Consider the following 26941-nt stretch of genomic DNA (forward strand, 5'->3'; position numbering starts at 1 on the left):
AATGGAACTGTTTACCAACCAGGTCCTGGCCGGGATCGCCACGGGCGCCATCTACGCCTGCATGGCGCTCGCGGTGGTCATGATCTACCAGGCGATCGACCATCTCAACTTCGCGCAAGGCGAGATGGCGATGTTCTCGACCTTCATCTCCTGGCAGCTGATGCAGTGGGGGTTATCCTATTGGGTCGCCTTCCTGATCACGCTGGCGTTCTCGTTCGTCGCCGGCATCGCGATCGAGCGCATCCTGTTCAAGCCGCTTGCGAAGGCGCCGGTGTTGACCAACGTCGCGGGCTTCATCGCGCTGTTTGCGATCATCAACTCGTCGGCCGGCCTGATCTGGGACTTCACCATCAAGCAATATCCGACGCCGTTCGGCTCCGCGCCGTTCCTCGGCAGCCAGCTGATCTCGACCCACCAGGCCGGCATGATCGGCGTCACCGTGCTGCTGCTGCTCGGCCTCTATTTCTTCTTCCAGTACACCCGCATCGGTCTTGCGATGCGCGCGGCCGCCTCCGTGCCTGAATCGGCCCGCCTGGTCGGCATCAACACGAGCTGGATGATTGCGCTGGGCTGGGGCATGGCGACCGCGATCGGCGCGATCGCCGGCATGCTGATTGCGCCGGTGGTGTTCCTCGAGCCCAACATGATGGGCGGCGTGCTGATCTACGGCTTTGCCGCAGCCGTGCTCGGCGGTCTCACCAGCCCGTTCGGCGCCGTGGTCGGCGGCTTCCTGGTCGGCATCTTCGAGAACCTTGCGGGCACCTACATCCCCGGCGTCGGCAACGAGCTGAAACTCCCGATCGCGCTCGCGCTGATCATCTCCGTCCTGGTCGTCAAACCCGCTGGTCTGTTCGGCCGGCACATCGTCAAGCGAGTTTGATCATGAGCGCAGCAGAAGAAGTCGTCGCCGAAGGCCACGAAGCGGTCGAAGCCGTTCCGAAGCGGGCCATGACGCTGGGCACAGGCACCTCGGTGGTGGTGCTGTTGCTTCTCATCGCCGTCCCCTTGTTCGCGAAGAACTTCGTGATCTTCCAGCTGACCCAGCTGCTGTATCTGGGCCTCGCCGTGCTGGCGCTGAACATCCTGACCGGCGGAAGCGGACAGTTCTCGCTCGGCCAGAGCGCGTTCTACGCCATCGGCGCCTATGTCACCGCCGTCATGATGGAGCAGTTCAACGTCCCCTACTTCCTCTGCCTGCCGGTCGCGGCCGCGCTCTGCTTCGGCGCGGGCTTCCTGTTCGGCCAGCCGGCGCTGCGGCTCTCCGGCGTCTATCTTGCGCTTGCGACCTTCGCGCTCGCCACCGCGATGCCGCAGCTGCTGAAGCTGAACTTCCTCGAGCACTGGACCGGCGGCGTGCAGGGTCTCGTCGTCACCAAGCCCGACGCGCCGTTCGGCCTGCCGATGTCGCAGGACATGTGGCTGTATTATTTCACGCTCGTCGTCGTGCTCGCGATCTACATCTTCGCGGTCAATCTGCTGCGCTCGCGCTCGGGCCGCGCCTTCATGGCGATCCGCGACAACGAGATCGCGGCCTCCGCCATGGGCGTCAACGTCGCGCTGTACAAGACGCTCGCTTTCGGCGTCTCCGCGGCCATCACCGGCGTTGCCGGCGGCCTGAGCGCCATCGCGGTGCAGTTCGTCGCGCCCGACAGCTTCACCATCACGCTGGCGATCCAGCTGTTCCTCGGCATGGTCGTCGGCGGCGTCGGCTGGCTGCCCGGCTCGATCGTCGGCGCCGCCTTCATCATCTTCGTGCCGAACATCGCCGAGGGCATTTCCAAGGGCCTCTCGGGCGCCGTGTTCGGCGTGCTGCTGTTCCTCGTCATCTACCTGGTGCCGCATGGCGCAAGGCAAGTCGCGATCCTGGGCCAGCAACTCGCCGGGCGGCTCAGAAGAAACTGAAACTTCGACAAGACTGTTTGTTTAACCAAGGAGACCCAATTGCTTTTCGGAAGAACACTGCGAACCGCAGCGCTCGCGACTGCGGTCGCAACCCTCGCCTCCAGCGCAGCCCTCGCCCAGAAGAAATACGACACCGGCGCGTCCGATACCGAGATCAAGATCGGCAACATCATGCCGTACAGCGGTCCGGCCTCGGCCTATGGCATCATCGGCAAGACCGAAGAAGCCTATTTCAAGATGATCAATGACAAGGGCGGCATCAACGGCCGCAAGATCGTCTACGTCACCTATGACGATGGCTACTCGCCGCCGAAAGCAGTCGAACAGGTCCGCAAGCTGGTCGAGAGCGACGAAGTGCTCGCCGTGTTCAACCCGCTCGGCACGCCCTCGAACACCGCGATCCAGAAATACCTCAACGCCAAGAAGATCCCGCAGCTGTTCGTCGCCACCGGCGCGACCAAGTGGAACGATCCGAAGAACTTCCCCTGGACCATGGGCTGGCAGCCCTCCTACCAGAGCGAAGCGCAGATCTATGCGAAGTGGCTGATGAAGGAGAAGCCCGACGCCAAGGTCGCGATCCTTTATCAGAACGACGATTTCGGCAAAGACTACCTCAAGGGCACCAAGGACGGTTTTGGCGCCAAGGCGTCGTCCGCGATCATCCTGGAAGAGAGCTATGAGGTCTCCGAGCCGTCGATCGACGGCCACATCGTCAAGATCAAGGCCGCCAATCCGGACGTGCTGCTGATCTACACGACGCCGAAGTTCGGCGCCCAGACCATCAAGAAGACCGCCGAGCTCGGCTGGAAGCCGCTGCAGATCATCACCAACGTGTCGGCCTCGGTCGGCAGCGTGATGAAGCCGGCCGGCTTCGAGGCCGCGCAGGGCGTGCTGTCGGCGGCCTATGCCAAGGACGGCGCCGACCCGCGCTGGAACGACGATGCCGAGATGAAGAAGTGGGTCGAGTTCCTCGACAAGTACATGCCCGGCGCCGACAAGACCGACTCCAGCGTCGTCTACGGCTACGGCGCCGCGCAGACGCTGGTCAAGGCGCTGGAACAGTGCGGCGACGATCTCACCCGCGCAAACCTGATGAAGCAGGCGGCGAGCCTCAAGGATTTCACGCCGGACACCCTGCTGCCCGGCGTCAAGATCAACACCGGACCGAACGACTTCGCCCCGATCAGCCAGCTGCAGATGCAGCGGTTCAAGGGCGAGAAATGGGAACCGTTCGGCGATATCCTGAGCGGCGACATCGCTCCCGAGTGACACGCTGACGCTGGAGTCCAAGGTCGAAAAGCCCCCGCGAGCAATCGCGGGGGCTTTTTGTTGACGTCGTGCATCAATCTTGTTCAATGCGGCGCCGATCCAGGTGAGGTGGGAGAATGATGTCTGCCGTTCGATTTCAGGTTGTGGTGATTTCGGCCGCATTTGCATTGTGCACTGCGATGAATCCCGCACTGGCACAGAAGTCCTACGACAGCGGCGCTTCCGATACCGAGATCAAGATCGGCAACATCATGCCCTATAGCGGCCCGGCCTCGGCCTACGCCGTGATCGGCAAGGCCGAGGAAGCCTATTTCAACAAGGTCAATAGCGAGGGCGGCGTCAACGGCCGCAAGATCAAGTTCATCTCGTATGACGATGCTTATTCGCCGCCGAAGACGGTGGAACAGGCCCGCAAGCTGGTCGAAAGCGACAACGTGCTCTTGATCTTCGGCTCGCTCGGCACCTCGACCAACGGCGCGATCCGCAAATACATGAACGAGAAGAAGGTGCCGCAATTGTTCGTGGCGAGCGGCGCTTCGAAGTGGAACGATCCGAAGAACTTCCCGTGGACCATGGGCTGGCAGCCGAGCTACGCCAGCGAAGCCAGGATCTACGCCAAGTACATCATGAAGGAGAAGCCGGACGGAAAGATCGGCGTGCTCTACCAGAACGACGATTTCGGCAAGGACTATCTGAAGGGGCTGAAGGACGGGCTCGGCGCCAAGGCCGCGATGATCGTGATGGAGGAGCCGTACGACACCTCGGAGCCCGCGATCGACGAGCACGTCGTGAAGCTGAAGGCCGCCGGCGCGGACGTCTTCATCAGCATCACCACGCCGAAATTCGCGGCGCAGGCGATCAAGAAGGCGGCCGAGATCAACTGGCACCCGATGCACATCATCTCCAACGTCTCGGCATCGGTCGGCGGCGTGATCGAGCCGGCAGGCTTCGAGATCTCGCAAGGCATCCTGTCGGCGAGCTACACCAAGGACGGCTCCGATCCGCAATGGAATGCCGACGAGGGCATGAAGCGGTTTTATAACTTCGTCACGCAGTTCAATCCGAAGGCCAACAAGCTCGATGCCGGCGTGGTGTTCGGCTATGCCGCCGCCCAGACCATGGTGAAGGTGCTGCAGATGTGCGGCGACAATCTGACCCGCGACAACATCATGAAGCAGGCGGCGAGCATGAAGGATTTCGAGCCGGACACGCTGCTGCCCGGCATCAAGATCAACACCTCGCCCGATAATTTCGCGCCGATCGAGCAGCTCCAGATGATGCGGTTCAAGGGCAAGACCTGGGAATTGTTCGGCGAAATCATCTCAAGTGACCTCGGTCACTGACCGCAACCCAGAATAGCCTGGCGCCATCCAAGCAACTCAAGGCAGCCTCACCTTCTCGCAATTGCACAGGCGCTTCTGACTACTAAAGACGCAGCCCCTGCGACGTTGTCGCGGGGGCTTTCTGTTGAAGGCCCAGGGCAAATCGTATTGAATTGCGGCTGCGTCCGCCAAAAACAATCAAGGCAAGAAAAGGAGCGCACACACACCAAGAAAAATAGGGAGATTGGAATGCCCGCTATCACCGGCAAGCTTGCGGCCGCGTCACTGGCGCTCGCGCTCATTGCAGCCGCGACCTCCACCGCATCGGCCCAGAAGAAATACGATACCGGCGCGACCGATACCGAGATCAAGATCGGCAACATCATGCCCTACAGCGGACCGGCCTCCGCCTACGGCATCATCGGGCGGACCGAAGCCGCCTATTTCAAGAAGATCAACGACGAAGGCGGCATCAACGGCCGCAAGATCAACTACGTCTCCTATGACGACGCCTACTCGCCGCCGAAGACGGTCGAGCAGGCGCGCAAGCTGGTCGAGAGCGACGAGGTGCTCTTCATCTTCAACTCGCTCGGCACGCCGTCGAACTCGGCGATCCACAAATACATGAACACGAAGAAAGTGCCGCAGCTGTTCGTCGCCACCGGCGCCACCAAGTGGAACGATCCGCAGAACTTCCCGTGGACGATGGGCTGGCAGCCCAATTACCAGAGCGAAACGCAGATCTATGCCAAGTGGCTTCTGAAGAACAAGCCCGACGCCAAGATCGCGGTGCTCTACCAGAACGACGATTACGGCAAGGACTATCTCAAGGGCCTGAAGGACGGACTTGGCGCCAAGGCCGCTTCGATGATCCTCATGGAGGAGAGCTATGAGACCTCCGAGCCGACCATCGACAGCCACATCGTCAAGCTGCGGTCGACCGGCGCCGACGTCTTCATGAACATCACGACGCCGAAATTCGCCGCACAGGCGATCAAGAAGGTCGCCGAGATCGGCTGGAAGCCTCTGCACTTCCTCAACAACGTCTCGGCTTCCGTCGGCAGCGTGATGAAGCCCGCCGGTTACGAGAACGGCCAGGACATCATCTCGGCCGACTATCTCAAGGACGTGTCGGATCCGGAATGGAACAACGATCCCGGCATGAAGGAATTTCTGGCCTTCATGGGCAAGTACTTCCCCGAGGGCGACAAGCTCGACAAGGGCACCATCGTCGGCTTCGCGGTGGCGCAGACGCTGGTCCAGGTGCTGAAGCAGTGCGGCGATGATCTCACGCGCGAGAACATCATGAAGCAGGCGGCGAGCCTGAAGGACTTCCGCACCGAGGCGCTGCTGCCAGGCATCAAGATCAACACCGGGCCGAACGACTTTGCGCCGATCAGCCAGCTCCAGCTCGAGAAGTTCAAGGGCGAGAAATGGGAACTGTTCGGCGACGTCATCAGCGCCGACGCCGGCGGCTGACCCGTCGTTCCCTGCGACGATATCAGGCCCCCTGCGAGATGATCGCAGGGGGTTTTTGCTGTGCGCCGATTATGATCACGCGATTGCACAATCGAATGATAGTAAAGCCTGCTTACCCTTTGGCGCCCGATGCGCTAGGCAGGGGCATGGCGACGTTCTCGCCACAGCTCTAGTCTGCTCACGAGTTTGCTGAAGGCCCTCGTCATGACCGACCGACGCCCCCTGCTCCGCGCGCTCTACGACGCCGCTGTTGCCGCCGCCCATCCGAACACGATCCTGGCGCCGCATCTGCGCCCCGCGCCCAGGGGCCGCGTGATCTGCCTCGCCGCCGGCAAGGGCGCCGCCGCGATGGCCGCGGCTGCGGAGCGGCATTATCTCGACACGCTCGCGCTCGCGCCGGAGCGGCTCATCGGCATCGCCACCACGCGCCACGGCTACGGCGTGCCGACGCGCCGCATCCGCGTCGTCGAGGCCGGCCATCCCGTGCCGGATGAGGCTGGCCTCAAGGGCGCCGCCGACACGCTCGCGCTCGCGGGCGAAGCCGGACCGGACGACCTGCTGCTGGTGCTGCTCACCGGCGGCGGCTCGGCGAACTGGATCGCGCCGGTGGATGGCATCAGCTTTGCCCAGAAGCAGGCGGTCAACAAGGCGCTCTTGCGTTCGGGCGCGCCGATCGGCGAGATGAACGTCGTCAGAAAACATCTCTCGCGCATCAAGGGCGGGCGACTGGCGCGCGCGGGCCGGAACGCCGCCGAGATCGTGACGCTCGCGATCTCCGACGTGCCGCATGACGATCCCTCCGCGATCGCCTCCGGCCCGACCGTCCCCGATCCGACCACGCTGGCAGATGCGCGCGCGATCGTCGCGAAGTACAAGCTCGCCATCGACGATGCCGTGCGCCGCGCGCTCGACGATCCCGCCAATGAAAGTGCCAAGCCGGGCGATGCCGCCTTTGCGCGCGCGCATTTCGAGTTGATCGCGCGTCCCAAGCAATCGCTCGACGCCGCGGTGAAGCGCGCGAAAGACGCCGGCTACGAGACCATCGATCTCGGCGCCGATCTCGAGGGCGAGGCGCGCGACGTCGCGGCCGATCACGCCAGGCTGGCGTTGCAGGCTCGCGCGCAAGGCAAGCGCGTCGCGGTCCTCTCCGGCGGCGAGTTGACCGTGACCGTGCGCGGCCAGGGGCGCGGTGGCCCTAACCAGGAATATGCGCTGGCGCTGGCTTCGCTCTTGAAAGACACACCTGACATCTCGGCACTCGCCGGTGACACCGACGGCGCCGACGGCGGCGCCGGCCACCCCACCGATCCCGCCGGCGCGCTGATCGATGCAGCGACATTTGCGAAGATGAAGGCGCTGGCGCTTCAGCCGCAGGCGTATCTCGACAACAACGACGCGACCACGTTCTTCGAGGCGACGGGGGATTTGTTGCAGCCGGGACCGACGCTAACCAACGTGAACGATATTCGCGTGATTTTGGTGGATTGAGGTCGCGCTTACCCTCCCCTGGAGGGGGGGGGGTCGGCTCGCAATCGAGCACAGCGAGATGCGAGACGGGGTGGGGTGACGGTCTCTCCGCATCCAACGGCGCCCAAGTGGAGAGATCACCCCACCCCGCTCGCGCTTCGCGCGATCGACCCTCCCCCTCCAGGGGAGGGTAAGAGTCAAAACTCGTTCGCGATCTTCGACAACATCCCGAGCAGGGCTTCGCGGTTGGCTTGCCCCAGCAGCTCGTTGAGCCGCGACTCGTGCTTGGTGGCGACGAGCTTCTTGGCGCGCGTCAGGACCGCCTTGCCCTTGTCGGTCAAAACCAGGATGTGCGAGCGGCGGTCGTTGGTGGAGCGGATCCGCGCGCAGAGGTCGCGGCTCTCGAGATTGTCGAGCATGGCGACGAAATTCGGCCGGAGGATGCCGAGGGTGGAGGCGATCTCGGTCTGGTTACGGCCCGGGTTCTTCTCCACCAGCAGGAGCACCGAGAACTGCGCCGGTGTCAGCTGGAGCGAGGCCATGCAGCGCAAAAAGTTCTCGAAGACCTTGAGCTGGGCGCGCTTGAGCACGTAGCCGAGCTGCTCCGAGAGCTCGCCGAGCTGGAGGGCTTCGGGCAGGCCGTCGGCGGCATCCTTGCGGCCCTTGGTCGCGTCGGACGCCTTTTCGGCAGACTTTTCAGCGGTTTTCGAAACGGTCATCGCCTCATGCTCGCAATCCCGCTAAATTCGGGACGGGTCGTTCGCCGCCCTTGAGATTATATTTGATAATTGTTATGGACCATATCAAATATCGTCAGCGTATTTCAATGGCTGTGAACGGACCATCCACCGCAACCGCGGAGGCCGGTCCGGATCGTTAAGGGGGAGCGTCCGGTCTTGAACACCACCATCATGCTGTTCCTGCTGCAGGACGGCATTACCAATGGCGCGATCTATGCGCTGCTCGGCCTGGCGCTGGTGCTGGTGTTCGCCGTCACCCGCGTCATCCTCATCCCCCAGGGCGAATTCGTCACCTATGGCGCGCTGACCTATGCCTCGCTGGCCTCGGGCCAGATGCCGGGCACGGCCAAGCTTGCCCTGGCCCTGGGCATCGGCGCCTGCGCCTTCGACCTGTTCGTAGCCCGCAAGGCACTGCATGGCCGGCTGATCGTCCGCAGCGTCCTCGCCAACGTCGTACTGCCGGCCGTCGTGCTGGCGCTGACCATCACCTTCGCCGCCCAGAAGCCGCCGGTCGCGGTCTGCATCGCGCTGTCGCTGGTGATCGTGGCGATGATCGGCCTCTATCTCTACCGCATCGCGTTCCAGCCGCTGGCGCACACCTCGGTGCTGGTGCTGCTGATCGCCTCGGTCGGCGTGCATCTGGCGCTTCAGGGATTGGGCTTGCTGTTCTTCGGCGCCGAGGGCCAGCGCGGACCGGCCGTGCTGTCCGGCGCGTTCACCGCGGGCTCGCTGCGCTTCACCGGCCAGAGCCTCACGGTCTACGGCATCACCATCGCCTTCATCGTCGGTCTCTGGCTGTTCTTCGGCCTGACGCTCTACGGCAAGGCGTTGCGCGCCACCGCCGTCAACCGGCTGGGCGCCCGGCTCGCCGGCATCCGCACCACGCTGTCGGGGCAGATCGCCTTCCTGCTGGCCTCCGTCATCGGCGCGCTGTCGGGCATCATGATCGTGCCGATCACGACGCTCTACTACGACTCGGGCTTCCTGATCGGCCTGAAGGGCTTCGTCGCCGCGATCATCGGCGGCCTCGTCAGCTATCCCCTCACGGCGGTCGCGGCTCTGTTCGTCGGCATCGTCGAGGCGTTCTCGTCCTTCTATGCCTCCAACTACAAGGAGGTGATCGTGTTCATGCTCCTGATCCCCGTGCTGCTGTTGCGCTCGCTCGCAGCACCTGCCGTCGAAGAAGAGAAGGACTGAGGCTGAGATGCAGAGCCGGCTTCCCATCCTCATCTTCGCACTCGTGATGGCAGCGATCCCGTTCATCCCGGGCATGCCGCCGTTCTGGATCGTGCTGCTCGACAATATCGGCCTTGCCGCGCTGGTCGCGATGGGCCTCGTGCTGCTCACCGGTGTCGGCGGTCTCACCTCGTTCGGACAGGCCGCCTTCGTCGGCTTCGGCGCCTACACCACGGCGCTGCTGACGACGGCTTACGGCCTGTCGCCCTGGCTGACCCTGCCGCTGTCGCTCGTGGTCAGCGGATCGCTCGCGGTGCTGCTCGGCCTGGTCACGGTCCGCCTCTCCGGCCATTACCTGCCGCTCGGCACGCTGGCCTGGGGGCTCGGCCTGTTCTACCTCTTCAGCAAGCTCGAATTCCTCGGGCGCAACGACGGCATCTCGGCGATCCCGCCGCTGTCGATCGGCTCGTTCAGGATGCTCGATCCCGGCTCGATCTACTTTGCGATCTGGGTCGCGGTCATCCTCTCCGCCCTGCTCACGATGAACCTGCTGGACTCCCGCACCGGCCGCGCCATCCGCGCGCTGCGGCGCGGCCATGTCGCGGCCGAAGCGTTCGGCGTGCACACGCCGCGCGCCAAGCTCCTGGTGTTCATCCACGCCGCCGTGCTCGCCGGCCTCTCCGGCTGGCTCTACGCCCATCTCCAGCGCGCGGTGAACCCGACGCCGTTCGGCGCGCAGGCCGGCATCGAATATCTCTTCATCGCGGTGGTCGGCGGCGCCGGTTACGTCTGGGGCGGCGTGCTGGGGGCTGCGATCGTCGTGATCCTGAAAGAGGCGCTGCAGAGCTACCTGCCGATGATCCTGCCCGGCTCCGGCCAGGTCGAGACCATCGTGTTCGGCATCATGCTGGTGGCGCTGCTGCAGCTCGCGCCCGGCGGCGTCTGGCCCTGGCTGATGTCGCTCCTGCCCGAACGCACCGGCGGCAGGAAGCCGGACACCTCGCTGAAGCTCGAGGCGCGCTCCCGCGCACCCGGCCAGTCCGGCGTGCTGCTCCAGGTCGAGAAGGCGCGCAAGCAGTTCGGCGGCGTGGTCGCGGTCAACAACGTCTCCTTCGACGTCCAGGCCCGCGAGATCGTGGCGCTGATCGGTCCCAACGGCGCCGGCAAGAGCACCACCTTCAACCTGATCACCGGCGTGCTGTCGGCAACCTCCGGCTCGATCTCGGTGCTCGGCAAGAAGGTCGATCGCGCGCCGCCGCAGGAGATCGTCAAGCTCGGCATCAGCAGGACCTTCCAGCACGTCAAGCTGGTCCCCGACATGACCGTGCTGGAAAATGTCGCGATCGGCGCGCATCTGCGCGGCCATTCCGGGCCGCTCGCCTCGATGCTGCGTCTCGACCGCGCCGATGAAGCCAAACTGCTTGCGGAAGCCGCCCGGCAGATCGAGCGGGTCGGCCTCGCCGACCAGATGCACCAGCTCGCCGGATCGCTCTCGCTCGGCCAGCAGCGCATCGTCGAGATCGCCCGCGCGCTCTGCGTCGATCCGATGCTGCTGCTGCTCGACGAGCCCGCGGCCGGCCTGCGCCACATGGAAAAGCAGCAGCTCGCGAAGCTGCTGCGGGATCTGCGCGACGGCGGTATGAGCGTGCTGCTGGTCGAGCACGACATGGGCTTCGTGATGAATCTCGCCGATCGCATCGTGGTGCTGGATTTCGGCACCAAGATCGCGGAAGGCACGCCCGCAACGATCAAGACCAATCCCGAAGTGATCAAGGCCTATCTCGGAGTGGCGGCATGAGCGCGCTGTTGTCCGTCACAGATGCACATGTCGCCTATGGCAAGGTCGAGGCCGTGCGCTCGGTTGGGCTCGAAGTCGGCGAGAACCAGATCGTCACCATCGTCGGCGCCAACGGCGCCGGCAAGACCACGCTGCTGTCGGCCATCATGGGCATCCTGCCGTTGAAGGGCCGCGTCGCCTTTGCCGGCCAGGACCTTGCCCGGCTCGACATCGAGGACCGCGTCGCGATGGGGCTCGGCCTGGTCCCTGAGCACCGCGAATTGTTCGTGACCATGAATGTCGAGGACAATCTCGAGCTCGGCGCTTTCCGCATCGAGCGCAGCAAGGCGAAGGCCTCGATGGAGCAGGTCTACACGCTGTTTCCGCGGCTGAAGGAGCGGCGCAAGCAGTTCGCCGGCACGCTCTCCGGCGGCGAGCAGCAGATGCTCGCCATGGGCCGCGCGCTGATGGGCGCCCCGAAACTCCTGATGCTGGACGAGCCGAGCCTCGGTCTCGCGCCGATCATCGTCGCCGACATTTTCCGCATCATCACCGAGCTGCGCGCCAGCGGCGTGTCTGTGCTGCTGGTCGAGCAGAACGCACAGGCCGCGCTGAAGATCGCCGACCAGGCCTATGTGATGGAGCTCGGCGAGTTCGTCCTCAGCGGCAAGGCCAGCGACATCGCGGCGAACGAGCGGGTGGCGGCCAGCTATCTCGGCTTCCAGCACGAAGGCGAGAGCGCAATCTAGGTTGTTATTTGAGCATGATCTGTTCGGAAAACCGCTGCACGCTTTTCCGGATCATGCTCGCTTCGCCGTCCGCACAAAGCCCCAGGCGGCGATCGCGGCCATCAGCAGCGAGATCAGCACGTTGTAGCCGGCGAGCGAGAGGCCGAGGAAGCGCCATTGCACCTCGTCGCAGCGCACCACCTTGACGGTGTCGAGCCGCGACAGCAGATCGCCGGCGCTGCCGAGATTGACGACCGGGCCGCTGCAATCGGTCGGGCCCTTCCAGAACCCCCATTCGACGCCCGAGTGATAGGTGCCGAGGCCGGCATTGGCGAGCGCCGCCAGCGCGAGGATTGCGAGCCCGGCCAGCAGCAGCGGCCGCGGCGCGCCGCTCCGCGCCGCAACGGCCGTGAGCGCACCGACCGGGATCATGAGGTAATAGGCGTAGCGCTGCTCGAGGCAGAGCGGACAGGGCAGGATCTCGAGGACGAGCTGGAAGAACCAGGCGCCCGCAATCGTCGCCGCGGCGATCAGGGTGACGACCAGCGAGCCGGTCAGCGCAGGTGCGCTGGCGGCCGGTCGAAATGCGGGCATTGCGGCACTCTGGGTCGTCACGGCGGCCTCTTTCGGATGGGGCGTGGCGCTAGATTCTCATTTTGATGCGTTTTCCTGACGTGAACCGGTATCCACTTCGCTCGAAAACGCCACTAGCCTCTAACCCCGGCCCAGGCCCCTGTCGAGAACGCCCGGGATCACTTTGGCGCGGGTTGACCCCGGTTTCTCCATGGCTATAGTCCGCCGGCTTCGCGAGGCTCCTTCCGGGACCCGACCGAGGGCCCCTGTGGCGGAACTGGTAGACGCGCTCGACTCAAAATCGGAATACTATCAGTAGCTTATCAATTTTTGCATTGATTTTTCAGTCACTTACTGTTATTCTGTCTCCGAAATAAGCCTTACACAGGTCTTACACAAAATCGCGTTTTCAAGCGATTTTTCGGAGGCTGGCGCACATGGCAGAACACCACGAGCTGATGGGAGGCAAACTCCACATCTATAAGCGCGACAATAGCCGCTTCTGGCAGTGCTCGACCTATCTGCGCGGCAAGAACTGGCGCAACACGACGAAGGAAGAAAGCCTCTCGCACGCGAAGGAGATCGCGGAGGACTGGTATCTGGAACTGCGCGGCAAGGCCCGAGCGGGAGCGCTCACTTCCGGGCCGACTTTCAAGAAGGCTGCCGACCAATTCCTCGCGGAATACGAAACCATCACGCAAGGTCAGCGGAGCCCGGAGTGGGTCAAGACCTACGCGCTTATGCTCCGTGTGTACCTGGTCCCCTATTTCGGAAAGATGGCGTTATCGGAGATCACCGCCGGCAAGGTGCAAGAGTATCGAATTCACCGGAGACAATTGAGTATCGACAAGAGAGGGAAGCCGCCCTCTCGTTCCTCGATGCATCATGAGACAGTTACGATCAGGCAGGTCCTCAAAACGGCATTGCGTCATGGCTGGCTGACCGCATTGCCGGACCTCTCCCAACCCTACAAGACATCGGGCAAGATCACCCATCGCGCCTGGTTCTCCCCCGAGGAATATCAGCGACTTTACGAAGCGACGCGCCGCAGGGCGCAGGCGCCATTGCACAATCGCCACAAGTGGGCGTGCGAGCAGTTGCACGACTACGTTCTCTTCATGGCGAATACCGGGCTCAGGCCTGACGAGGCCGCCCGGCTTGAATTCCGCGACGTTAAGATCGTCAAGGACCACGGTAGCAAGGAAACGATTCTAGAAATCGAGGTGCGCGGCAAGCGCGGCGTCGGATGGTGCAAAAGCACGCACAACGCGGTGGTGCCCTTTGAAAGGTTGCGGAATCGGTTACGGCCCGAGATCATTCCAGAGTCGGACGAAGATGAAGCGCCGCCTCGGCAGGCTACGGCCAGGAACACCAAGCCGCGCCTGGTCAAGCCGCAGTCTACTGACCGGCTGTTTCCGATGAAGCAGCGCGGCTTGCTTAACACCATTCTCGACGAACTTAAGCTCAAGCTTGATCGCGACGGTAAGCCGCGGACAAGCTATAGCCTGCGGCACACCTATATCTGCTTTCGCCTCATGGAAGGCGCCGATATCTACCAGATCGCCAAGAACTGCCGCACCAGCGTCGAGATGATCGAGAAGTTCTACGCAGCCCACATCAAGACGATGCTCGATGCTGCAGCGATCAACGTGCGGAAGGGCACTATCCAAAGGGAACGCAAGAGCCGCGAAGGCGGCGAACAGGATACGATCCGAACGGATCGGAAAGCCCGCAAGGATGGGTGAAATGCTACGCTCCGAAGGGAGCGCAAAACCACCAATTTACAGGCTGATTAGAGGGTTTTCATTTTTTGGTTGGCGCGCACGCTTTGGCATGTCTATAACGGCTTGTGCGCGGGTATGGCGGAACTGGTAGACGCGCCGCACTCAAAATGCGGTGCCCAAAAGGCGTGGGGGTTCGATTCCCTCTACCCGCACCATCTCTTGAAACCCAGATTTTAGATGAACATTGCCGAAATCGAGATGCAGCTTGCCGATCTGGTCAAGCAGTCTTTTGACAGCAACGAGTTCCCGTTTAAGTTTCTCGAAATCTACAATGCGCCCAAGGCGACGCTCACCAAATTGCGCTCTGGCACACAGAACAAGGGTCAGCTGCAGAGCGACGTGCTCTGGTCGCGGAAGCTCTACTTCCGTTGCGCTCCAGAGGGACAGGTAACCGCGACGCTCGACGCGCTCCGGGAGACCAAAGCAGCCAAGTCGCAGAAGCCGCGCTTCCTTCTTGTGACTGACGGACGAGAGGTTGCCGCTTACGACACCAAGATCGACGACCCCCAGCACTTCGACTTCGACAAGCTTAACGATCGTTTTGACTTCTTCCTGCCGCTTGCAGGCATCGAGAAATATGAGGCGGTCGCGGAAAATCCAGCCGACATCAAGGCTGCCGGGCGGCTCGCCAAGCTCCATGACGAAATCGAACGTCACAATCCCGATTGGCTTGTTCCCGAGAAGCGGCATCCGCTGAATCAATTTCTTACGCGCATTCTATTCTGCATGTTCGCCGAGGACACCGGCAGCTTTCCTCAAGACCTGTTCGTCAGGACCATCAGCGATTTCGGAGGGGCCGACGGCGAACACCTCCAAAGCCTCTTGAAGCAGCTGTTCGACGTTATGAACGTTCCGGACGATCGGCGTGGCGATCTGCCGGCTCACATTCGCGCCTTCCCCTACGTGAATGGCGGACTCTTTGCTGACAGCACGGAGGTGCCCGTCTTCAATCGCCGTGCCAAGCGCATGCTGGTCGAAGCCGCTCAGCTCGATTGGCGGGAGATTAACCCCGACATCTTCGGGTCGATGATTCAGGCTGTCGTCGACACCGAGATGCGCGGCGACCTCGGCATGCACTACACGTCCGTGCCGAACATCATGAAGGTGTTGCAGCCTCTCTTCCTGATGTCGCTCGAAGAAGAGTTTGAACGCGCGCGCGGCCACCGTGAAGAACGCTCCTTGCTTCAAAAGTTGCTGACGCGCATTTCAAAGATCCGCGTCTTCGATCCTGCCTGCGGCTCTGGAAACTTCCTGATCATCGCGTACCGCGAATTGCGCAAGCTGGAGATGCGCATCTTTCAGCGCCTCGACGAGATTGGCGGAGGCCAGACGACGTGGCGTGAGCAAAGCGGGGTCAAGCTATCCAGCTTTTACGGAATCGAATTGGCAGACTTCGCCGCAGAGACGACCAAGCTGTCGCTCTGGATTGCCGAATACCAGATGAACCAGCGGTTCAAAAGCTTGTTCGGCGAAGCGCCGAAGAGCTTCCCCTTGAGGGACGGCGGTCACATCGTATGCGGCAACGCTCTCCGGCTCGATTGGCTTCAGGTCTGTCCTCGACCGATGAAGACGGTCCAGAAGGAAAAGATTTTCGACTTGGCTCGGGTGGAAAAGGTACATGCCACCGAGCAAGTCCCTGACGACGAGGCGGAGACTTACGTCGTCGGCAATCCGCCGTATCTGGGTGGCAAGAAGCTTACACCAGATCAGGTCAACGATATGTTGGCTGCTGGCCTCTCCAACATGCGGCAGGTCGACTATGTCGGATGCTGGTTCGTGAAAGCCGTCAACTACACGATAGGTTCACCAACACAATTCGCTTTCGTTGCAACAAGTTCGATCTGCCAGGGAGAGCAAGTCCATCTATTGTGGCGGTATATTTTTGATCGAGGCCACGAGATCGGATTTGCTTATGAACCGTTTAAATGGTCGAACAATGCGGCAAATAACGCCGGTGTTTATTGCACTATAATTGGTGTCCGCCGCTCCCCAGACAATCTAACCAAACGCCTATTCGCTTCGGGGTACGAGAAAAAGGTCAAATCGATCAGTCCTTACCTAATCGAAGGCGCTCCGATATTCGTAGTCCCTGCTCGCAAGCCGATAAATGGCTTGCCAGAGATGTGTATGGGCAGCAATCCCGTCGACGGAAAGCATCTAGTACTTTCTAGATCCGAGTTTGACCGCGCAGTGGCTGCCGATCCTGGCGTGGAACGCTTCTTGAAGAGATATATGGGCGGAAACGATTTTATCGACGGACAACAGCGTTACTGTATTTGGATCAGAGATGAAGAGATCGAAGATGCTCTCAAACATGGATTTCTTGCAGCACGGATAGACGCATGTCAAAAGTATCGTTTAACCGCTGGGAGAGATGCCAAGAAGGCCGCTAATCGGCCTCATCGATTCTGCTATAGTACACATGAAGCTGCTCCAGCTATCATTTGCCCTAACACAAGTTCTTCGAACCGTTTATTCCTGCCAGTCGGATTTGTTGACGACGGTGTAGTCATAAACAAGGAAGCATTCTCGATTTATGATCCTCCGCCCTTTATCTTGGGTCTTATGTCTTCAACAATGCACCGTGTGTGGCTGGCTGCTGCGGGCGGCCGAATCGGTGATGGATTTCGATACTCGGTAAAGCTGGTTTACAACAATTTTCCACTGCCTGAACTATCAAATGCGGATGAACAGGCGCTCGAAGAAGCGTCATGGCAGATTATTGCAGCGCGAGAAGCTCACGCTGGCAAAACGATCGCCTGGCTGTATGATCCCGACACGATGCCAAACAACTTGCACGAAGCGCACCGCGCGGTCGATGAGATTATAGAACGTCTTTATATCGGACGAACCTTTAAGAGCGACTCTGAGCGCCTTGAGCATCTCTTCAAGCTATACGCCGAGATGACCACCGAAAAGCAAAGGGAGGTCGCTCTTGCCTGATTTCGTACACGTCACTTACGGGCAGACCGGGGCCAGCCAAAAGCAGGACGCTATGGGTATGCGCGCGATGCAGGCGCGCGCATACGCCGAACGCGGCTCCCAATATCTTCTCGTCAAGGCACCGCCCGCTTCCGGCAAGTCCCGCGCCCTCATGTTCATCGGCCTCGACAAGCTGGAGCATCAGGCCATCCGGAAAGTCATCGTTGCCGTTCCCGAGCGCTCCATCGGCGCCTCGTTCCGCTCGACCAAGCTTACCGAGCATGGCTTCTTTCGCGACTGGGCCGTCGATGACGAATGGAATCTGTGCACCGCAGGCGGCGATGCAGGTAAAGTCGGTCGGTTCCAGGCATTCATGGAAAGCGATGCGGAAGTGCTGATCTGTACGCATGCCACGCTGCGCTTTGCCTATGACAAGATCGGTGCCGAACCGTTTGCCAATTGCCTACTAGCCGTCGACGAATTCCATCATGCCTCCGCCGACGCCGATAGCCGCCTCGGCGAGGTTGTGCGTGGCCTAATGGCCGATGGCCGGTCGCATATCGTCGCCATGACCGGAAGCTATTTCCGGGGCGACAGCATTCCGGTGCTGCGTCCGGAGGATGAAGAGCGGTTTACGCGCGTCAGCTACACCTATTATGAGCAGCTCAACGGCTACATGCATCTCAAGAGCCTCGGCATCGGCTATCACTTTTATCGCGGCCGCTACCTCGATGCGATCAACGAAATCCTCGATCCTGACAAGAAGACCATCATTCATATTCCGAGCGTCAACGCGGCCGAGAGCACGAAGGAAAAATACGAGGAAGTTGACCGTATTCTCGACCACCTGGGAGATGTGGTGCAGACCGATCCGGTGACCGGTCTCCATCACGTGCTGCACAAGAGCGGCAAGGTGCTCAAGGTGGCCGACCTCGTCGAAGACGACGAGAAGACCCGTAACCGGGTGATGGAGACATTACGCAATATCGAGGGCCGCGACGACGTTGACATCATCATCGCGCTCGGCATGGCCAAGGAAGGCTTCGACTGGATCTACTGCGAGCACGCCCTCACCGTGGGTTATCGCGGCTCGCTCACGGAAATCATCCAGATCATCGGGCGCGCCACGCGGGACTGCCCCGGAAAGTCGCATGCCCAGTTCACGAACCTGATCGCCGAGCCTGACGCCTCCGCCGATAACGTCGCGGAGGCCGTCAACAACATGCTCAAGGCGATTGCCGCCTCACTCCTCATGGAGCAAGTCCTAGCGCCCAACTTCAAGTTCAAAACGCGCGCTACCGATGACAATATCGACGGCGGCGCCAAGATCGTCGACATCGACTACGCCAACAGCGAGACCACTGTCGCCATCAAAGGCTTCGCGGAGCCCAGCACGCCGCGCGTGCGCCAAATCCTGCAAAGCGATCTGGTCGATCTCACCGCTTCCGTCATGCAAGACGAGCGCGTGCTGCGCGCCGCCATGAATCCGGAGGAGATTCCGCCGGAGGTCGTGACGGCGGTCTACGTACCGAAGGTCATTGAGACGAAATACCCGGATCTCTCGCCGCAGGAGGTCGAGGAGGTCCGGCAACATGTCGTGGCTAACGCCGCCTTCAAGGCCAGCAGCAGCGGCGGCCTGCCGGAGCTCAACGACAACCTCATTAAGCTGGCTAACAAATTCATCAACGTCAAAGACCTTGACATCGACCTAATCGACAGCGTCAACCCGTTCCAGCTTGCTTACGAAATCATGTCGAAGTCGGTCGACGCCGACGTGTTGAAGCGTATCCACGGTGCCATCACGGCGCGGCGTATCCAGATGACCGAGGAAGAGGCTGTTGCGCTTTGGCCTCGCATCAAAAGCTTCAGTGAGACGCATGGCCGGGAGCCGAGCCTCACCGCGCAAAATCCGATGGAACGGCGTCTCGCCGAAGCGCTCGAATGGATCAGGGCCAAGAAGCGCGAGCACCTTCGCACCCAGCAGCCGGGGTAAGGCGCTATGTCCAAACCGACGCTTGATGATCTCTTGTCCGGCAGCGACCCTCTTCTGAATGTCAAATTGACGACGAAGACGGTTTCGAGCGAACAGCAGCGAATTGTCGATACTTTCGCCGAAGTCAACACATTCATCGATCGGCATAAGCGCAAGCCCGGCGATACCGACAAGCCATCGGTCTCGGAACGGGCCCTCCGCATGAAGCTGAACGGGTTGCTGAACGATCCGGCCGTCCACGAAACGCTGTTACCGCACGACCGGCATGCGCTTCTTCCCGCAGCGCCAGCCCAGCCCCCGCAAACGCTTGACGATATTTTCGACGACGATCTCCTGAAGACGCCACAGGACGACATCTTTGATCTCGTTCACGTCAAACCGGCGGCCGCCAGGCCCGACGAGGTTGCCGAACGACAGGTCTGCGCCGAATTCGACAAATTCAAGCCTCTGTTCGAACAGTGCGTCCGCGAGATGGCGGAGAGCAAGCGCAAGGCCATCCCCTTCGCTAACGAGCAGGAGATTGGCGCGGGTGAATTCTTCATCCTCAATGGAGTGTTGGTTTACGTTGCTGAGGTCGGCGAGACGCACATCCGTAACGGCAAGAAAAATGCGCGGCTGCGGCTCATCTTCGACAACGGGACGGAAGGCAACAATCTTTTGCGCTCGCTTGCGACCGAGCTTTACAAGGACCCCAATGGGCGCCGTGTCACCACGACCGACATGGGTCCGCTCTTTACGGATGTGCCCGCCACGGGCGATACCCAAACAGGTATGATCTACGTTGTGAAGAGCCTGTCCGATGACCCGGAAATCCGCAAGCTGGACGGCGTTCTTCACAAAATCGGCTTTACCTCCGGCAAGATGGAAATCCGCATTCAGAACGCCAAGGACGACCCCACGTTCCTGATGGCTCCCGTGCATCCGGTGACGACATATACTCTCTACAACATCGATCGTGTCAGGCTTGAGCACCTGCTGCACGATTTTTTCGCAGCAGCGCGGCTCGACATCGAGATCACAGACCGCTTTGGTAAGAAAGTTCGTCCTCGCGAATGGTTCTTGCTGCCGCCGTCGATTATCGGCGAAGCCGTTGCCAGACTGAAAGACGGATCGATTGTTAATTATCGATATGATCGCGACGACGGGACCCTTGTGCCGATCGTCGCCAAAGGCGAGTAGTTGCCCCTGTAAGTCTTAGCGCCAACCCGTAAAAATACCACCAATTCTGGCCAGCCATCCTTTGCGCTCTGCTTGCGGCGGACTCATCGCTTTGGTCTCAAGTTTTCCACCCGCTTTTGCAGCAAAGTGCGCGGTTCTCGCCCGCTTGTCGCGCGCTTGCCCTCGGGCGACTTCCTCGTCCGACCACTGTGGGGCCTCGATGACTTCGCCACCTCTGATGACATAGTGCGATCGGCAGTGCAGATTCCAACTTCCGATTGACGGATGAAGGGAGACGTTCTCACCGTCGAACGTTAGTCGCCATTGTGCTGGGGCAAGCGGCGTCACCACCTCGCGTCCACAGCCGCAACAGCAAAGATGCATGACGGTTGCGTAGCGCATCGACACGTAAATGATACCGCCATCCAACCGTTCCGGCATGTCATCTACGAACCTGTGCTCAAGTCGGCTATAGCGGATCATGTTCGGTCGCTGTTCAAAAGCATATTGCCATCGGTCGTGTAGCTCATATGCAGCTCGTTTTCGAGATCACGATAGTAGCCGCGCAACCTCTTCCAGCGAATGACGGCGAGGTCGGCGTTAAGGCTGTTCAGATCTGCAACCTGGATGTTGGCCTCGTAAACACCGCCAGCTTCCTTGGGCGCAAAGGAGACCCGGTTGCGCACGACGTCGCGACGCTCAGGTGTCGATAGCGTCGCTCGCAAGATACCGCCGAGCGACAGGTCTTCGAGCGTCAATCCCATCCCGACATCGATGAACGATGCGCCGATCGACTCCAGCTTTTCGATAACCGCCAGCTTGTCGGGACCGTCGTCCATGGCGATGAAAGCGAAGGTCACACCGTCGAGCAAATGAACGTTGTGTGCGCCAAGCTTGACCGGATGCGCCTTGATCCCTCGGTGCATGCGCGAATAGAGCGCCTTGAAGTAATCGACTTTCTTGGGAGCTTCGCGCAATTCCTGGATCGTGGGTGCGCCCGGAGCGCGGAATGCGTTATGATTCAGGAAGTCGTCATCGTCGAATAGCCGGATTTCAGGCACAGGCGTCTTGGCCACCTTGTCGAAAATGTAGGCGCCCGTCCCACCCAGCCCGATCAAGGCAACGACATCTTTCTGGAGCCTCGCCGTAAGCGTGGCCGTCCCCGAACGGCCAGAAGCCGTGTCGGGATACTCGAAAATCGAGTCCGGATCATCCTCCTCCGGCGCGGTATACGGACGCGACTTGATGGACGGATCGATGACGCCGGCCGGCGCCGCCAGCATCGCATGATAGGTCGTCATCTTGTGATAGTAGTCGGCATAGCCGCCATCGGGCTTTTGCGAGAAGCTGTGCCTCACAAAGACGCCCGGTCCCATTTCGCGGCGTTCGCCTTCGCTGCCGATGTTCATTTTTGCGCCCTGCGCATTGCAGGGAAATTCGCCGTCGAAATAGACCACATGATCTTGGACGGGCTTGCGCGTGACGTCGCCGGCAAGCTCAAGCGGCGTCACGAGCGTCCCCCATGCGACCTCGCAGCGAGCATTAACGTAAGGCACCTGAACAGTCAGGAACTTCTCGTCAATAATCCGGACAAAATAGCCGTCGCTGCGAAGCCGCTGGAGGTCGTCGTTAAGAGAGAACAGTTTCCGTGACATTGAAGATGGTCTCGTTCATCGAGTTATGTCCGGGCTTGACCTTCACGCTCTGCCCGGCGTCGAGTTCGCCCATCGCCGGGACCTGCGCCGCGTTGCGGAAGGTGACCGTGAACTTGGTGTTGGGCTTCGTCGGACCGCTCGGGAACGCGAGCTTCGTGACCTCTTCATAGGAGACGTCGCGGCCTTCGACAGTGCGGGTCCGGCCATTGACCTTAATCTTGGACTCGCGCGCCAGCTCCTCTTCGATCTCCTCGATCCGCTTCTCGGCAGCCTCGATCTTGGCCTCGGCGCAATGCTCCTCGGCGACCGCTTCGGCGAGTTCGTGCCGCACCTCGCGAAGCTCGCCGAGCACCTTATCCGGGGCCGGCTCCATGCCATTGTTTGCAGTCATGTCCTATCTCCTTTGCTTGACTAGCCAGGATCAGCGCTTTGGTTGACAATCCGCTTGGTATGATTCGGCTTTCGCCGACCTGGCATCTGCGCGGAATTTGGCCTAAGGCACTGATTTATGTTAACTTTTTACGTTCTTGACGGTCATTCCCATGGGGGCCAAACTTGACTTTCCCATGACGATGGTTTACATATATGCCAACTGAATATGTTTTGTCAACCACAAAGGAGCGGAGGGATGCATGTTTGGGGAAAGACTAAAGCTGGCCCGCAAGCGCGCCGGCTTATCGCTTCGCGAGCTTTCGGCTCGTTTGCAGAACCGCGTAAGCGCCCAGGCCATCGGCAAATATGAAGCAGGCCAGATGTTTCCGAGTTCGAGCGTCCTCGTTGCTCTCGGCGACGCGCTGAATGTCGACCTCGATTTCCTGACCAGCACTCAGGTCGCAGAGTTGTGCGGTGTAGAATTCCGCAAGGACGCCCAAACCAAAGTCAAAGAAGCTGCAAAGGTCGAAGCAGCGGTCATCGACCGTGTGGAGCGTTATCTTGCAATCGAGGCGGTTCTCGAATTGCAAAGCGAAGCCCATGATCTCGCGGACCGTAAACCGCATGACGTGGCTTCCTATGATGAAGCCGAAGCAATCGCCAACCAGCTTCGCGCCGACTGGCAGCTCGGCATTGATCCGATTCCGAGCGTTGCCAAATTGCTGGAGGAAAAGGGGATAAAAGTTCTGGCACTCGACATGCCGGCGCACTTCTTTGGACTCACCTGCGAAGTGAAGCGCTCAAACGGCTTGCCATCTCTACCCGTAATTGTGGTAAGTACGTCAATCACCCTTGAGCGCAGGCGATTCACCCTTTGTCACGAACTTGGCCACCGCCTGATTGGCGGCACCAAGAATGAGCTCGATTACGAAAAGGCGATGCATCGTTTTGCTTCGGCATTTCTGATGCCCGCAAGCAGTCTTCGAGAGGAGTTTGGTAATGAGCGGCACGCATTAGCCTATGCCGAGATCAAGAGCGCCAAGCATTTCTATGGCGTCTCGGCTGCGGCATTAATCGTTCGCTTGCGTGACCTCAATATTATTCGCGATGGCTATCTAACCTACCTCTTTCAGACCATGGCCCGGACCTGGCGCTCAACCGAGCCCGATCCACTGCTTGAGCAGGGCGAAAAGGCACGCGATGAAGAGCCTGAGCGCTTCGAAAAACTGGTTTATCGCGCCTTGGCAGAGCAACTTATTGCCCTTCCAAAGGCTTCGATGCTGCTTCAGAAACCGACTCATGACGTCGAATTCGCGATCCGGGGGGCAGCCCTAGCCGATGCGAATAGTCGTCAATGATACGTCGTGCCTGGTCGACTTAAGAAAAGCAGGGTTGCTCCATGCAACTCTGCTTCTTCCTTATTCCTTTCAGATCGCCCTCCCCCTCGTTCATAGCGAGTTGAATGATTTTACTCGAGCGGAGATCGAGGATCTGACAAGCCGCGGGTTGCAAGTTATCGACCTTGCGGCAGAAGGCGTCGCTCGCGCTCTTACTTTTCGGTCCGCATATCCGGCGCTTTCCTTTAATGACTGCCTGAGCATGGCCCTTGCAGAAAGCCAACCCGGCAGCATCCTTCTTACCGGGGACCAGAGCCTTCGCAATCGCGCGAGCACAATCGGAATCGAAGTGCACGGCGTGCTCTGGGTCAGCGACCAGCTTGAAACGAGCGGCCAGATTACTTTTGCCGATCTCCACGCCGGGCTATCGAAGCTCGAAAGCGACCCTCTTGTGTTCGTGCCGAGAGTCGAGCTTGCGAACCGTCTCGCACGGCTTGCCAAGCTTCTCGATACATAACGCCTGTTGCTCAGCACCTCTAAAGTCATGAACGCGAAAAAGCTTTGCTCTCACCACTTTTCGTTGCAGGATTGCACCCACAACCAAGGGCTGGGGCGCGGACTATAATCTAGCGTTCGGTAGCGGCGGCTGGATTGCGCCGCCGCTACTGCCGATGCCCGCCAATCGGAACGAGGTTTCTTAAAATGGCCGGCTCGACGTTTCAGACAAATCCATTCGATCTGCACAAGCTTCTCGATGACTGCCAGAAAGGTCTCATCCAGTTACCCGACTTCCAACGCAGCTGGGTTTGGGACGAAGATCGCATCAAGAGTCTTATAGCATCAGTGTCCCGAGCATTTCCTGTGGGCGCGCTGATGTCACTTGATACAGGCGGCCCGGTTAACTTCAAGCCGAGGCCAGTCGAAGGGGCTCCGGTCGAAGCGAGAGGCGTTTCGCCGCAATCGCTGTTGTTGGACGGCCAGCAGCGTATGACATCGCTTTACCAGGTGACGCTCCGCAGCAAGGTCGTTGAAACCGAGACGCCAAAGAAAAAACGCGTGAAGCGATGGTTCTACATCGACATCCGCAAAGCGCTCGATGCTTCCATGGATCGCGAAGAGGCGATCGTCGGGATTCCAGAGGATCGCATCGTCCGGACCGACTTCGGTCGCACCGTCGAACTCGACCTTTCGACCCCGGAGCAGGAATATGCCCGACTTATGTACCCTGTCACCAAGGTCTTCGATTGGGACAAGTGGCAAGATGGATTCGACGCCTATTGGCGCGGTGACCAACATGAATCCGTGCGTGAGGAATTTCGAGCATTCAAACGGCAGGTTCTGGAAAACTTCAAATACTACCGCGTTCCCGTCATTGCGCTTGACCGATCAACCTCAAAAGAAGCCGTATGCGTCGTCTTCGAGAAGGTGAATACCGGCGGTAAGCCGCTGGATGCCTTCGAACTTGTTACGGCGATGTATGCCGCTTCAGGGCACGAGTTGCGCAAGGACTGGTTTGGAGATGAGCGGACTCCCGGGCGCCATCACCGTCTCACGGAGGCGCTTCGGCCGGCTGGGGCAAAGACCGGCATCATTGCCGGCGTTAGCAACACCGACTTTCTGCAAGCGATCTCGCTCTTCTACACGCGCGATTGCCGGCGTGCCGCGGAAGCCGCCGGCAAGCAAGGGAAAGAACTTCCCGCCGTGTCGGGGAACAGACAAGCACTTCTGAATCTACCACTGTCCGAATACAAGAAATACGAAACCCAGGTGGAGCGCGGCTTTATTCAAGCCGCCAAGTTTCTCCACATGCTCCACATTTATCGGATATTTGATCTTCCGTATCAGTCGCAAGTGGTGCCGCTGGCCGCGATCTTGGCGGACATAGGCGACGCGTGGGAACACGACGCGACCCGTGCCAAGATCGAGCGCTGGTACTGGAATGGCGTCTTTGGCGAGCTTTATGGCTCCGCCGTCGAGACGCGCATCGCGCGCGACTTTATGGAAGTTCCGGCTTGGCTGAATGGCGGACCTGAACCGTCGACTGTGAGTGAAACGCTTTTCCGAGCTGACCGCCTGAAGACCATGCGGATGCGATTGTCAGCCGCTTACAAGGGCGTCAATGCTCTTCTCATGAAGGTGGGCGCACAAGATTTTCGCTCGGGCCAGAAGTTCGATCACACGGTGTTTTTTGGCGAGAACGTCGACATACACCACATCTTCCCCCAGGACTGGTGCAAGAAGAACGGCATCAAGCCGAAGGTGTACGATTCAATTATCAACAAGACGCCGCTATGCTATCGCACCAACAGGATTATTGGAGGTGTTGCGCCATCCGAGTATATCGCGAAGCTTGAGAAGGGCACCAGCACGGTTCCGCCCATCGAGGGCCAGAGACTCGATGGATATCTCAAGTCCCATCTGATTGATTGCGCCTTGTTGCGTGCCGACCGCTTCGACGAGTTTATGGCGGATCGCCAAAAACAACTGCTCGCTCTTATCGAGCAGGCGACCGGCAAGCTCGCATATGCCGGAAGCTATCCGGAAGAAGGTGAGGATGTTGACGTTGACGAGGATAATCTCGAAGCTGAATACACGATAGCGGCTGAGTAGCTTGGCGCGCCTCCCGCGTTGCCAGGCCAGGCTCTGAGAGCGCACGCGCCCCGAGCCGCAAAGGCGTCTCAGCTTTCACCGTCGCGGCGCCGACCTCCGCCACATGCGGGCGGCAAACTCGCGCTCCTCGCGGCCGCTGACATCGGCGTAGATGGCCGTGGTTTCGAGGGAAGCGTGACCGAGCCAGCGTTGTACGAGATGCGGCGGAATGTTGGCCCGGAAGGCGGCAACCCCGAAGGAATGGCGAAGACCTTTCGGCACGGCGGCGATGACTTCAAGACCCAGACTCTGGATGATCGTAGTGCAATAAAGAGAGCGCCTCGCCATCACCCGTCACGAGCTACGCGCGGCCTGAACCACAAGCCGGGAATCCGGTCCGATATGAAGGTCAATGACAAAGCGGTCGCCGGGTTCGGCCGCGTCTATCGCCGCACGCCAGACCTTCCGCAATGCGCGACCCAATTCATCGGAGCGTACCCGACAGTCGCGCAAAAGCGGGACACGCAGTTCACAACGAACCTTGCTCGCCTCGCCGCGCCGGATCAGAAGCTTCGTTGCGCGCGACTTGCCAAAATGCTGAAGCGCGTCGACAAGCTGAAGCGGCGGCGGACCACCGTCAGCGTCCCCGTCGTTCCAGGTCGCAATCGTGTGCGTCTCGATCATCATGCCACCTTATA

Annotated in this window: 23 protein-coding genes and 1 tRNA gene; 17 read left to right on the forward strand and 7 right to left on the reverse strand. The window is 60.3% G+C overall.

Annotation, left to right across the window (positions count from 1 at the left end; genetic code table 11):
* Position 1 precedes the first annotated feature (1 nt).
* The 6 genes from NLM31_RS36565 (at position 2) to NLM31_RS36590 (ending at position 7460) form a co-directional block, all read left to right on the forward strand.
* Positions 2 to 880, forward strand: a complete 879-nt coding sequence (locus tag NLM31_RS36565) for a branched-chain amino acid ABC transporter permease (protein ID WP_254134085.1) — start codon at positions 2 to 4, stop codon at positions 878 to 880.
* Positions 881 to 882: 2 nt separating this feature from the next.
* Complete coding sequence (locus tag NLM31_RS36570) at positions 883 to 1902, forward strand: branched-chain amino acid ABC transporter permease (protein ID WP_254195361.1); 1020 nt, start codon at positions 883 to 885, stop codon at positions 1900 to 1902.
* A 39-nt stretch (positions 1903 to 1941) separates the two neighbouring features.
* Positions 1942 to 3171 carry an ABC transporter substrate-binding protein gene (locus NLM31_RS36575; protein ID WP_254195362.1) on the forward strand — a complete coding sequence of 410 codons (1230 nt, stop codon included), beginning with the start codon at positions 1942 to 1944 and terminating at the stop codon, positions 3169 to 3171.
* Between the two features lie 119 nt (positions 3172 to 3290).
* On the forward strand, positions 3291 to 4514 hold the full coding sequence (locus NLM31_RS36580) for an ABC transporter substrate-binding protein (protein ID WP_254196329.1): 1224 nt from the start codon (positions 3291 to 3293) through the stop codon (positions 4512 to 4514).
* Between the two features lie 228 nt (positions 4515 to 4742).
* Positions 4743 to 5972 carry an ABC transporter substrate-binding protein gene (locus NLM31_RS36585; RefSeq protein WP_254195363.1) on the forward strand — a complete coding sequence of 410 codons (1230 nt, stop codon included), beginning with the start codon at positions 4743 to 4745 and terminating at the stop codon, positions 5970 to 5972.
* Between the two features lie 204 nt (positions 5973 to 6176).
* Complete coding sequence (locus NLM31_RS36590) at positions 6177 to 7460, forward strand: glycerate kinase (RefSeq protein ID WP_254195364.1); 1284 nt, start codon at positions 6177 to 6179, stop codon at positions 7458 to 7460.
* Between the two features lie 176 nt (positions 7461 to 7636).
* On the opposite strand, the gene NLM31_RS36595 is transcribed toward NLM31_RS36590, so the two are convergent.
* On the reverse strand, positions 7637 to 8158 hold the full coding sequence (locus NLM31_RS36595; protein WP_254195365.1) for a MarR family winged helix-turn-helix transcriptional regulator: 522 nt from the start codon (positions 8156 to 8158) through the stop codon (positions 7637 to 7639).
* A gap of 177 nt (positions 8159 to 8335) precedes the next feature.
* Here NLM31_RS36595 and NLM31_RS36600 point away from each other — a divergent pair, with 177 nt between their 5' ends.
* Genes NLM31_RS36600 through NLM31_RS36610 form a run of 3 tightly spaced genes read left to right on the forward strand, consistent with a single transcriptional unit; the run spans position 8336 to position 11881 of the window.
* Positions 8336 to 9376, forward strand: coding sequence for a branched-chain amino acid ABC transporter permease (locus tag NLM31_RS36600; RefSeq protein ID WP_254195366.1), 1041 nt, complete (start codon positions 8336 to 8338; stop codon positions 9374 to 9376).
* Positions 9377 to 9383: 7 nt separating this feature from the next.
* Positions 9384 to 11153 (forward strand): ATP-binding cassette domain-containing protein, encoded by a 1770-nt coding sequence (locus tag NLM31_RS36605; protein WP_254195367.1) that lies wholly within the window; start codon positions 9384 to 9386, stop codon positions 11151 to 11153.
* Entirely contained in the window at positions 11150 to 11881 is a 732-nt protein-coding gene (locus NLM31_RS36610; RefSeq protein WP_254134093.1) for an ABC transporter ATP-binding protein, read from the forward strand. Before NLM31_RS36605 ends, NLM31_RS36610 begins: the two co-directional genes overlap by 4 nt.
* Positions 11882 to 11932: 51 nt before the next feature.
* Here the strand turns inward: NLM31_RS36610 and NLM31_RS36615 are convergent, their stop codons facing one another.
* Positions 11933 to 12475, reverse strand: a complete 543-nt coding sequence (locus tag NLM31_RS36615; RefSeq protein ID WP_254195368.1) for a disulfide bond formation protein B — start codon at positions 12473 to 12475, stop codon at positions 11933 to 11935.
* A 395-nt stretch (positions 12476 to 12870) separates the two neighbouring features.
* On the opposite strand from NLM31_RS36615, the gene NLM31_RS36620 reads away from it, so the two are divergent.
* The 5 genes from NLM31_RS36620 (at position 12871) to NLM31_RS36640 (ending at position 20311) form a co-directional block, all read left to right on the forward strand.
* Positions 12871 to 14178, forward strand: a complete 1308-nt coding sequence (locus tag NLM31_RS36620; RefSeq protein WP_254195369.1) for a site-specific integrase — start codon at positions 12871 to 12873, stop codon at positions 14176 to 14178.
* A gap of 108 nt (positions 14179 to 14286) precedes the next feature.
* Positions 14287 to 14372, forward strand: a tRNA-Leu gene (locus tag NLM31_RS36625).
* A gap of 22 nt (positions 14373 to 14394) precedes the next feature.
* Positions 14395 to 17160: a DNA methyltransferase gene (locus tag NLM31_RS36630; protein WP_254195370.1), complete on the forward strand. Its 2766-nt coding sequence runs from the start codon at positions 14395 to 14397 to the stop codon at positions 17158 to 17160.
* Positions 17153 to 19132, forward strand: coding sequence for a DEAD/DEAH box helicase (locus NLM31_RS36635; protein ID WP_375167519.1), 1980 nt, complete (start codon positions 17153 to 17155; stop codon positions 19130 to 19132). Before NLM31_RS36630 ends, NLM31_RS36635 begins: the two co-directional genes overlap by 8 nt.
* 6 nt (positions 19133 to 19138) lie before the next feature.
* Entirely contained in the window at positions 19139 to 20311 is a 1173-nt protein-coding gene (locus NLM31_RS36640; protein WP_254195371.1) for a GIY-YIG nuclease family protein, read from the forward strand.
* A 15-nt stretch (positions 20312 to 20326) separates the two neighbouring features.
* Here NLM31_RS36640 and NLM31_RS36645 read toward each other — a convergent pair whose 3' ends face one another.
* The 3 genes from NLM31_RS36645 to NLM31_RS36655 are packed head-to-tail and all read right to left on the reverse strand — an operon-like array spanning position 20327 to position 22336.
* Positions 20327 to 20773 carry a DUF6527 family protein gene (locus NLM31_RS36645; protein ID WP_254195372.1) on the reverse strand — a complete coding sequence of 149 codons (447 nt, stop codon included), beginning with the start codon at positions 20771 to 20773 and terminating at the stop codon, positions 20327 to 20329.
* A complete protein-coding gene (locus NLM31_RS36650; protein ID WP_254195373.1) occupies positions 20770 to 21945 on the reverse strand; it encodes a ThiF family adenylyltransferase in 1176 nt (391 codons plus the stop codon). The genes NLM31_RS36645 and NLM31_RS36650 overlap by 4 nt, the downstream gene beginning before the upstream one ends.
* Positions 21920 to 22336, reverse strand: a complete 417-nt coding sequence (locus tag NLM31_RS36655) for a multiubiquitin domain-containing protein (RefSeq protein WP_254195374.1) — start codon at positions 22334 to 22336, stop codon at positions 21920 to 21922. The genes NLM31_RS36650 and NLM31_RS36655 overlap by 26 nt, the downstream gene beginning before the upstream one ends.
* A 241-nt stretch (positions 22337 to 22577) precedes the next feature.
* Between NLM31_RS36655 and NLM31_RS36660 the strand changes: the two genes are divergently transcribed.
* The 3 genes from NLM31_RS36660 to NLM31_RS36670 all read left to right on the forward strand — a co-directional run bounded on the left by NLM31_RS36660 (position 22578) and on the right by NLM31_RS36670 (position 26264).
* Complete coding sequence (locus NLM31_RS36660; protein ID WP_254195375.1) at positions 22578 to 23675, forward strand: ImmA/IrrE family metallo-endopeptidase; 1098 nt, start codon at positions 22578 to 22580, stop codon at positions 23673 to 23675.
* On the forward strand, positions 23656 to 24171 hold the full coding sequence (locus tag NLM31_RS36665; RefSeq protein ID WP_254195376.1) for a PIN domain-containing protein: 516 nt from the start codon (positions 23656 to 23658) through the stop codon (positions 24169 to 24171). Before NLM31_RS36660 ends, NLM31_RS36665 begins: the two co-directional genes overlap by 20 nt.
* Before the next feature lie 185 nt (positions 24172 to 24356).
* Positions 24357 to 26264: a DUF262 domain-containing protein gene (locus NLM31_RS36670; protein ID WP_254195377.1), complete on the forward strand. Its 1908-nt coding sequence runs from the start codon at positions 24357 to 24359 to the stop codon at positions 26262 to 26264.
* 75 nt (positions 26265 to 26339) lie between these two features.
* Here NLM31_RS36670 and NLM31_RS36675 read toward each other — a convergent pair whose 3' ends face one another.
* Both NLM31_RS36675 and NLM31_RS36680 read right to left on the reverse strand, forming a co-directional pair.
* Positions 26340 to 26591: a tyrosine-type recombinase/integrase gene (locus tag NLM31_RS36675; RefSeq protein ID WP_254195378.1), complete on the reverse strand. Its 252-nt coding sequence runs from the start codon at positions 26589 to 26591 to the stop codon at positions 26340 to 26342.
* A gap of 6 nt (positions 26592 to 26597) precedes the next feature.
* Positions 26598 to 26930 (reverse strand): hypothetical protein, encoded by a 333-nt coding sequence (locus tag NLM31_RS36680; protein WP_254195379.1) that lies wholly within the window; start codon positions 26928 to 26930, stop codon positions 26598 to 26600.
* Positions 26931 to 26941: the final 11 nt, after the last annotated feature.

This window comes from Bradyrhizobium sp. CCGUVB4N (genome assembly GCF_024199945.1).
GTDB lineage: Bacteria > Pseudomonadota > Alphaproteobacteria > Rhizobiales > Xanthobacteraceae > Bradyrhizobium.

Excerpts from the sequence above, each read along its gene's own strand:
- NLM31_RS36565 (WP_254134085.1), top strand. The coding sequence starts at position 2 with ATGGAACTGTTTACCAACCAGGTCCTGGCCGGGATCGCCACGGGCGCC.
- NLM31_RS36570 (WP_254195361.1), top strand. The coding sequence starts at position 883 with ATGAGCGCAGCAGAAGAAGTCGTCGCCGAAGGCCACGAAGCGGTCGAA.
- NLM31_RS36580 (WP_254196329.1), top strand. The coding sequence starts at position 3,291 with ATGTCTGCCGTTCGATTTCAGGTTGTGGTGATTTCGGCCGCATTTGCA.
- NLM31_RS36585 (WP_254195363.1), top strand. The coding sequence starts at position 4,743 with ATGCCCGCTATCACCGGCAAGCTTGCGGCCGCGTCACTGGCGCTCGCG.
- NLM31_RS36590 (WP_254195364.1), top strand. The coding sequence starts at position 6,177 with ATGACCGACCGACGCCCCCTGCTCCGCGCGCTCTACGACGCCGCTGTT.
- NLM31_RS36595 (WP_254195365.1), bottom strand. The coding sequence starts at position 8,158 with ATGACCGTTTCGAAAACCGCTGAAAAGTCTGCCGAAAAGGCGTCCGAC.
- NLM31_RS36605 (WP_254195367.1), top strand. The coding sequence starts at position 9,384 with ATGCAGAGCCGGCTTCCCATCCTCATCTTCGCACTCGTGATGGCAGCG.
- NLM31_RS36610 (WP_254134093.1), top strand. The coding sequence starts at position 11,150 with ATGAGCGCGCTGTTGTCCGTCACAGATGCACATGTCGCCTATGGCAAG.
- NLM31_RS36620 (WP_254195369.1), top strand. The coding sequence starts at position 12,871 with ATGGCAGAACACCACGAGCTGATGGGAGGCAAACTCCACATCTATAAG.
- NLM31_RS36630 (WP_254195370.1), top strand. The coding sequence starts at position 14,395 with ATGAACATTGCCGAAATCGAGATGCAGCTTGCCGATCTGGTCAAGCAG.
- NLM31_RS36640 (WP_254195371.1), top strand. The coding sequence starts at position 19,139 with ATGTCCAAACCGACGCTTGATGATCTCTTGTCCGGCAGCGACCCTCTT.
- NLM31_RS36645 (WP_254195372.1), bottom strand. The coding sequence starts at position 20,773 with ATGATCCGCTATAGCCGACTTGAGCACAGGTTCGTAGATGACATGCCG.
- NLM31_RS36650 (WP_254195373.1), bottom strand. The coding sequence starts at position 21,945 with ATGTCACGGAAACTGTTCTCTCTTAACGACGACCTCCAGCGGCTTCGC.
- NLM31_RS36655 (WP_254195374.1), bottom strand. The coding sequence starts at position 22,336 with ATGACTGCAAACAATGGCATGGAGCCGGCCCCGGATAAGGTGCTCGGC.
- NLM31_RS36660 (WP_254195375.1), top strand. The coding sequence starts at position 22,578 with ATGTTTGGGGAAAGACTAAAGCTGGCCCGCAAGCGCGCCGGCTTATCG.
- NLM31_RS36665 (WP_254195376.1), top strand. The coding sequence starts at position 23,656 with ATGCGAATAGTCGTCAATGATACGTCGTGCCTGGTCGACTTAAGAAAA.
- NLM31_RS36670 (WP_254195377.1), top strand. The coding sequence starts at position 24,357 with ATGGCCGGCTCGACGTTTCAGACAAATCCATTCGATCTGCACAAGCTT.
- NLM31_RS36675 (WP_254195378.1), bottom strand. The coding sequence starts at position 26,591 with ATGGCGAGGCGCTCTCTTTATTGCACTACGATCATCCAGAGTCTGGGT.
- NLM31_RS36680 (WP_254195379.1), bottom strand. The coding sequence starts at position 26,930 with ATGATGATCGAGACGCACACGATTGCGACCTGGAACGACGGGGACGCT.